The 5,997-nt window shown below is 64.4% G+C and carries 8 protein-coding genes; 6 read left to right on the top strand and 2 right to left on the bottom strand.

The window, feature by feature from the left end:
- Nucleotides 1-138 precede the first annotated feature (138 nt).
- The 5 genes from VW23_RS06825 (at nt 139) to VW23_RS06845 (ending at nt 3,122) form a co-directional block, all read left to right on the top strand.
- The gene (locus VW23_RS06825; protein WP_069908833.1) at nt 139-786 is read left to right on the top strand and encodes an SRPBCC family protein; all 648 of its coding nucleotides are present in this window, start codon (nt 139-141) and stop codon (nt 784-786) included.
- Nucleotides 786-1,118 (top strand): ArsR/SmtB family transcription factor, encoded by a 333-nt coding sequence (locus VW23_RS06830; protein WP_069908834.1) that lies wholly within the window; start codon nt 786-788, stop codon nt 1,116-1,118. The genes VW23_RS06825 and VW23_RS06830 overlap by 1 nt, the downstream gene beginning before the upstream one ends.
- 80 nt (nt 1,119-1,198) lie before the next feature.
- Nucleotides 1,199-1,828, top strand: a complete 630-nt coding sequence (locus VW23_RS06835) for a LolA family protein (protein ID WP_069908835.1) — start codon at nt 1,199-1,201, stop codon at nt 1,826-1,828.
- A 72-nt stretch (nt 1,829-1,900) separates the two neighbouring features.
- Nucleotides 1,901-2,719, top strand: a complete 819-nt coding sequence (xth, locus tag VW23_RS06840) for an exodeoxyribonuclease III (RefSeq protein ID WP_069908836.1) — start codon at nt 1,901-1,903, stop codon at nt 2,717-2,719.
- 13 nt (nt 2,720-2,732) lie between these two features.
- The gene (locus VW23_RS06845; RefSeq protein ID WP_069908837.1) at nt 2,733-3,122 is read left to right on the top strand and encodes a RidA family protein; all 390 of its coding nucleotides are present in this window, start codon (nt 2,733-2,735) and stop codon (nt 3,120-3,122) included.
- Nucleotides 3,123-3,348: 226 nt separating this feature from the next.
- On the opposite strand, the gene VW23_RS06850 is transcribed toward VW23_RS06845, so the two are convergent.
- Nucleotides 3,349-3,804, bottom strand: coding sequence for a cyclic nucleotide-binding domain-containing protein (locus VW23_RS06850; protein WP_069908838.1), 456 nt, complete (start codon nt 3,802-3,804; stop codon nt 3,349-3,351).
- A gap of 163 nt (nt 3,805-3,967) precedes the next feature.
- A complete protein-coding gene (locus VW23_RS06855) occupies nt 3,968-4,651 on the bottom strand; it encodes a response regulator transcription factor (RefSeq protein WP_055047030.1) in 684 nt (227 codons plus the stop codon).
- A 434-nt stretch (nt 4,652-5,085) separates the two neighbouring features.
- Between VW23_RS06855 and VW23_RS06860 the strand changes: the two genes are divergently transcribed.
- Nucleotides 5,086-5,997, top strand: a 912-nt coding sequence (locus tag VW23_RS06860; protein WP_069908839.1) for a LacI family DNA-binding transcriptional regulator, incomplete at its 3' end; no start/stop codon positions are given.

Genomic DNA, 5,997 nt, shown 5'->3' on the forward strand with positions numbered 1-5,997 from the left:
GGGTGGGGGGTACTCTTCCCGCACCGAACTACCCGCACGCGATGTCGTAGCCCTGACGTGAGTGACCCAACTCGGCCCCCTAGACATAATATTAGTCGCACCTTATATAAGCGTCACCTGATACTGGAGGACGCGACGATGCCTTTTGATCTCACCGCCCACGTCAACGCCATGTCCCGCTCGGTGCGCAACCTCGAGCGCGATGGCAAACCCGCCAAGGCGGTGATCGCCAGCTGTGTCTACGACACCGATGTCGCCGATCTCTGGGATGCCGTCAGCAACCCCGAGCGGCTGCGCCGCTGGTTCTCCCCGGTCAGCGGCGAGCTGAAACTCGGCGGCCGCTTCCAGGTCGAGAACAATGCCGGTGGCACCATCACCGAGTGCGAGCCGCGGCAGAAGATCGCCGCAACCTGGGAGTTCGGCGGCGGCATCAGCTGGATCACCATCACGCTGTCGCCGGCCGCCGACGGCGCGCGCCTCGAGCTCGAGCATGTCGCCTTCATCGACCCGCACTGGGACATGTTCGGCCCCGGCGCCGTCGGGGTCGGCTGGGACCTCGGCTTCATGGGGCTGGCCCGCCACCTGGCCGAGCCCACCGCCGAGCTGCCGCAGGAAGCCGTGGCGGGCTGGCATGAACTGCCCGAAGCCAAAGCCTTCATCCGCACCGCCAGCGACGGCTGGGGCGCGGCCGCCATCACCGCCGGTGAGAAGCGCGAGCAGGCATTGACGGCAGCCGAGGCGACGCGGCAGTTCTACACCGGCGAGGCCCCGCCCCCGGAGATGTGATGCACGCGTTCGACGTTCTCGGCGACCCGGTCCGCCGCCGTATCCTCGAGCTGCTCGCCGAGCGCGAGCATGCCTCGGGCGAGGTGGTCGAGGTCATCGCCGCCGAGTTCGGCATCAGCCAGGCCGGGGTCAGCCAGCATCTGAAGGTGCTGCGCGACTCGGGCTTCGCCACCGTCCGCCCCGAAGGCACCCGCCGCGTCTATAGCCTCGATGCTTCGCCGCTGCGCGACATCGACGACTGGCTCGAGCGCTTCCGTGGCTTCTGGACCCAAAAACTCGCCTCACTCGCCACCGAGATCGCCCGCGGCAAAAGGGATCGCACCGATTCCTGAAGCGGAACCTTCCAGCTGTTGCCGCAATTGCTATCTAGAGGCATGCTCTGTCTCAGGCCTATCAAGGGAACGTCACCACGATGATCCGCCGCAGCTTCCTCGCTTTCGCCGCTCTGCTTGCCGCCTTCCCTGCCCTGGCGCAGGAAGCCCGGGCGCTGACCGATGCCGAGCGCGACCTGATCACCCGGATCAACGAGCACAACTCGCTGATCAAGACCATGGTCGGTCGCTTCCTGCAGATCGATACGCGTGGCCAGCGCATCGAGGGCACCTTCTTCCTCGAGCGGCCGGGCAAGATCCTGTTCCGCTACAATCCCCCCTCCTATGAGCAGATCGTCTCGGTCGGCCGCGGCTTCTACGTCGTCGACCGCAAGGAGAAGACCCAGTACGCCTATCCGCAGGACAAGGTGCCGTTGCGCCAGTTCCTCGATTCGCAGATCGACCTGTTCAAGGCCAACATCGTCGCCGTCGCCCAGTCGGACGATTATTTCTCGGTGACGCTGCAGGACGATACCCCGGCCGGCGTGGTGCGGGTGGCGCTGGTGTTCGACACCGAAAGCCTCGATATGAAGCAGTGGACGCTCACCGAGCCTTCGGGCGCCGAGCTCACCTTCTCGCTTTACGACGTCGAAAAGGACGTCGCCATTCCAAAGTCCTACTTCTATATCGACCCGACGTTCCGCTCGAAATCCGCCCCTGCCGACACCTGAGCGGTTTCCGGCTTTACGCTCCACACCCGGCTCTGCATAAGAGGCGCCTCCCATTCCTGAGGCGCCTTTTTCATGCCGACGAGCTTTGCCACCTGGAACATCAATTCGGTCCGCCTGCGGCTGCCGATCGTCCTCGATTTCCTGCGCCAGTACGACCCGGACGTGCTGTGCCTGCAGGAGATTAAATGCCTCAACGACCAGTTCCCGCGTAACGAGTTCACCGCCGCCGGCTACCCGCACCATGCCGTGCACGGCCAGAAGGGCTATCACGGCGTCGCCATCGTCTCGAAGCACCCGTTGACCGACATTTCCTCGCGCGTCTTCTTTGAGATCGAGGAGAGCCGCCACGTCTCGGCGCTGGTGGATCTCGGCCAGGGCTCGGTGTTCGGGCCGCTCACCGTGCACAATTTCTACATCCCGGCCGGCGGCGACCTCGCCGACCCAGAGCTCAACCCCAAGTTCAAGCACAAGCTCGGCTTCCTCTCGGAGCTGAAGAGCTGGTTCGGCGAGGACCATTTCAGGGAGCGGCAGCTGATCTGCGGCGACTTCAACATCGCCCCGCTCGAGCACGATGTGTGGAGCCACAAGCAACTGCTCGACGTCGTCAGCCATACCCCGATCGAGACCGAGGCGCTCAACGCCCTGCTGAGCGGCGGCCACGGCTGGGTCGATGTGGTGCGCAAGTATTTCCCGGCCGAGGAAAAGCTCTATTCCTGGTGGAGCTACCGGGCCAAGGATTGGCAGGCCGCGAACAAGGGCCGCCGCCTCGACCACATCTGGACCACTGCCGATATCGCCGCCCACACCGCCGGCGCCGAGATCATCAAGCCTGCCCGCGGCTGGAGCGACAAGCCCTCCGACCACGTCCCGGTCATCGCCCGCTTCGCCTGAGGAAGAGACAGCCATGTCGCGAAAACTGATCAGCTCCGGCTCCTACCTCGAACCGGTGATCGGCTTTTCCCGCGCCGTCCGCGTCGGCAACATCGTTGCGGTCGGCGGCACTGCGCCGATCGAGGCCGAAGGCGGCACCGCTGCCATCGGCGATGTCTACGGCCAGACCCGACGCTGCCTCGAGATCATCGCCAAGGCGCTCGCCGATGCCGGCTCGAGCCTCGAGCACGTCACCCGCACCCGCATCATCCTGACCGATATCGCGCTGTGGCAAGACGCCGCCCGCGCCCACGCCGAGGCCTTCGCCACTATCCGTCCGGTCACCACGCTGATGCAGGTCACCGCCTTCGTCGACCCCGACTGGCTGGTCGAAATCGAAGTCGACGCAGTGATTCCCGACTGATTCACGTGGAACAGCGGGTGGGCTCGCTCTCCGACCAAGCACTGCGTCTCAGCACACCACCGACGTCACTCCCGCGCAGGCGGGAACCTAGTGGGATGCTGCGACACCCGCTGAAGCTGAGAGGTCGCACTGGGTCCCCGCCTTCGCGGGGATGACGCCAAGGGAATGTCTAGCAGCCGGCCAACCACTGACTGGCTCCGCGCAGCTCAATCGTGGAAGGAACGCCCTACCCCTTGCCGAAGCGCCCGCGCGAGCCTTCGATGGCGCCGAGATAGCTGGTGAGCTCGCGCCGGATCCGATCCGCGGCGCGGCCCGCCAGGTCCGGATACTGGTTCGCCAGCTTCATGAACGCGGTGCGCGGCACGAACAGCGTCTCCACCGCGTCCACCGCCTTGATCGTCACCGGCCGCGGCTTGGGGATCACCAGCGCCATGGTGCCTAGCACCGCGCCGACATCGTGGATCAGGTAGGGGTTGTTCTCGGCGCCGTCCTGCGTGCTCGACACCGTGCCCGAGACCAGCACATGCGCGCCTTCCGGCTGGTCGCCGGAGGCATAGATGACACTGCCGGGGCGGTACTTCTTCCGTTCCGAGGCGAACGCAAGCAATCGCCGCTGCTCGGCGTCGCAGATTTCGAAGAAATCCGCACGTCCCAGAATCGTCGCCGCGTCGTCGAGTTGCATCCCGCCCTATTCCCGGACCGCCAGCCACATGCCCAGCGCTTCAGCGCCCGGTTGTGCCGCGGCCCCCGATATAGAGCATTTCTTGCCGCTGTCAGGAATCCCTTTTGCCGCGTCCGCCCACGCGGCAAAAGTTATGCACCGGCCGTCGCCCAGCCCCGGCGCCTTACGGCACCAGTCGATAGCCGCCGTCCTCGGTAACCAGCAGCCGCGCATTGGAGGGATCGCGTTCGATCTTCTGGCGCAGCCGGTAGATATGGGTTTCGAGCGTATGCGTGGTGACCCGGTTGTTGTAGCCCCACACTTCCTTGAGCAGGATCTCGCGGGTGATGGTCTTGGGGCCCTGCCGGTAGAGATATTTGAGGATCGAGGTTTCCTTGTCGGTCAACCGCACCTTGGCCCCATCCGGCGCCTCGAGCAGCTTGGCCGCCGGCTGGAAGCTGTAAGGCCCGATGGTGAACACCACGTCCTCGCTCTGGTCGTGCTGGCGCAGCGAAGCGCGGATGCGCGCCAACAGCACCGAGAAGCGGAAGGGCTTCGTCACATAGTCATTGGCGCCCGACTCGAGTCCGAGGATCTCATCGGAATCGCTGTCCTGGGCGGTCAGCATGATGATCGGGCTCTTGAAGCCCTCGCGCCTGAGGATCTTTACCGCCTCGCGGCCATCCATGTCGGGTAGCCCGACATCGAGCAGCATCAGGTCGACATGCGCGCCGCGGACCTTGCCCAGCGCATCCGACGCCGATTCCGCCTCCACCAGATCGAATTCGCGATAATGCGTCAGCTGATCGATCAAAGTCTTCCGCAGGTCGGCATCGTCGTCGACAATCAGGATGCGCCGTCTGTTCATGTGAGTACCCCAAGCCACTGGCTTCGAATTGCTGAGTTATTGCCGGACCTTGCGGCCCGCCAATCAAAACGGCGTGAAACCGCCGCGAGATGAGAAACGTGATTTGACACAGATTAGTTTCACCCTCGATCGCCACTCTTAGCCACGCGATGCTGACGGGAAGCTGACAATTCGCTGACAACGGACAGAACTGCGCCAAACCATCGCTTATTCTCGCCCGGCGAGCGTGATTGCCCCGCTCTCCGGCCGTGACCATCAAGGTGCCGTTGACAGGCACCCGATGGGGGCATATCAATATCGCCGGTTTAACGTAAAACCGACGCCGCTCCCACGCAGATCGATCGCAGCAAGAATCGTCGCGCGGCACCACGAGCTGGCAGGTTTAACGCAAAACCGTGGAGCCGAAATCGGCTTTCCTGGGGAGGAGCAAAGACTTGGCACGGGCCACGATCAAGGACATTGCGCTTGCCGCGAAGGTCTCGCCAATGACGGTGTCCAACGTCATCAACGGCCGCCGCGCCAAGGCCTCGGACGAAACCATCGAGCGCATCATGGCGGCGGTGAAGACGCTCGGCTATCGCCCCAACATGAGCGCCCGCAGCCTCGTCTCCAACGCCTCGCGCATGGTCGGGGTGATCATCCCGTTCACCGAGAACCAGAACCAGCTGCTGCTCGACAACCCGTTCTATGCCGAGATGATCTCCGGCATCGAAAGCGCGCTGCGCGCCAACGGTTATTACATGATGCTGTCGGGAGTGGGCGAGAGCAACGCCCAACTCGACACCCTGTCGCACTGGAACATGGACGCCCTGATCGTCCTCGGCGTCTACCGTGAGGCGCTTTACGAACGGCTGCGCGAACTCGCCCTGCCGACCCTGTTGATCGACAGCTACATTGACGATCCCAGTTTCTATCGCCTCGGCGTCGACGACGAGGCGGCCGCCTATCGCGCCACCAGGTACCTGATCGGCAAGGGCCATTCGGGCATTGCGCTGGTGACCGGCGTCATCCGCACCGATGGGGTGATCGAGCGCCGCGTTGACGGCTACAAGCGGGCGCTCAGCGAAGCCGGCATCGGCTTTGATCCCGCCCGCATTCTCTCCGGCTCCGTCACTTTCGACTGGGGCGCCGACGCCGCGACAAAGCTTGTGGCACTCCCGCACACCACCGCCGCTTTCTGCACCGCCGACCTGATCGCCGCCGGTCTCCTTGCCGGCCTGCACCGGCTCGGCAAGCGCATCCCCGAGGACTATTCGGTGATGGGCTTTGATAACCTCTCGATCTCGCGCATGGTCTACCCGGCGCTCACCACGGTGGATCAGTCGATCCGCGGCAAGGGCCAGCTC

The sequence above is a fragment of the Devosia insulae DS-56 genome, from assembly GCF_000970465.2.
In the GTDB taxonomy this organism is placed as follows: Bacteria; Pseudomonadota; Alphaproteobacteria; order Rhizobiales; family Devosiaceae; genus Devosia_A; species Devosia_A insulae.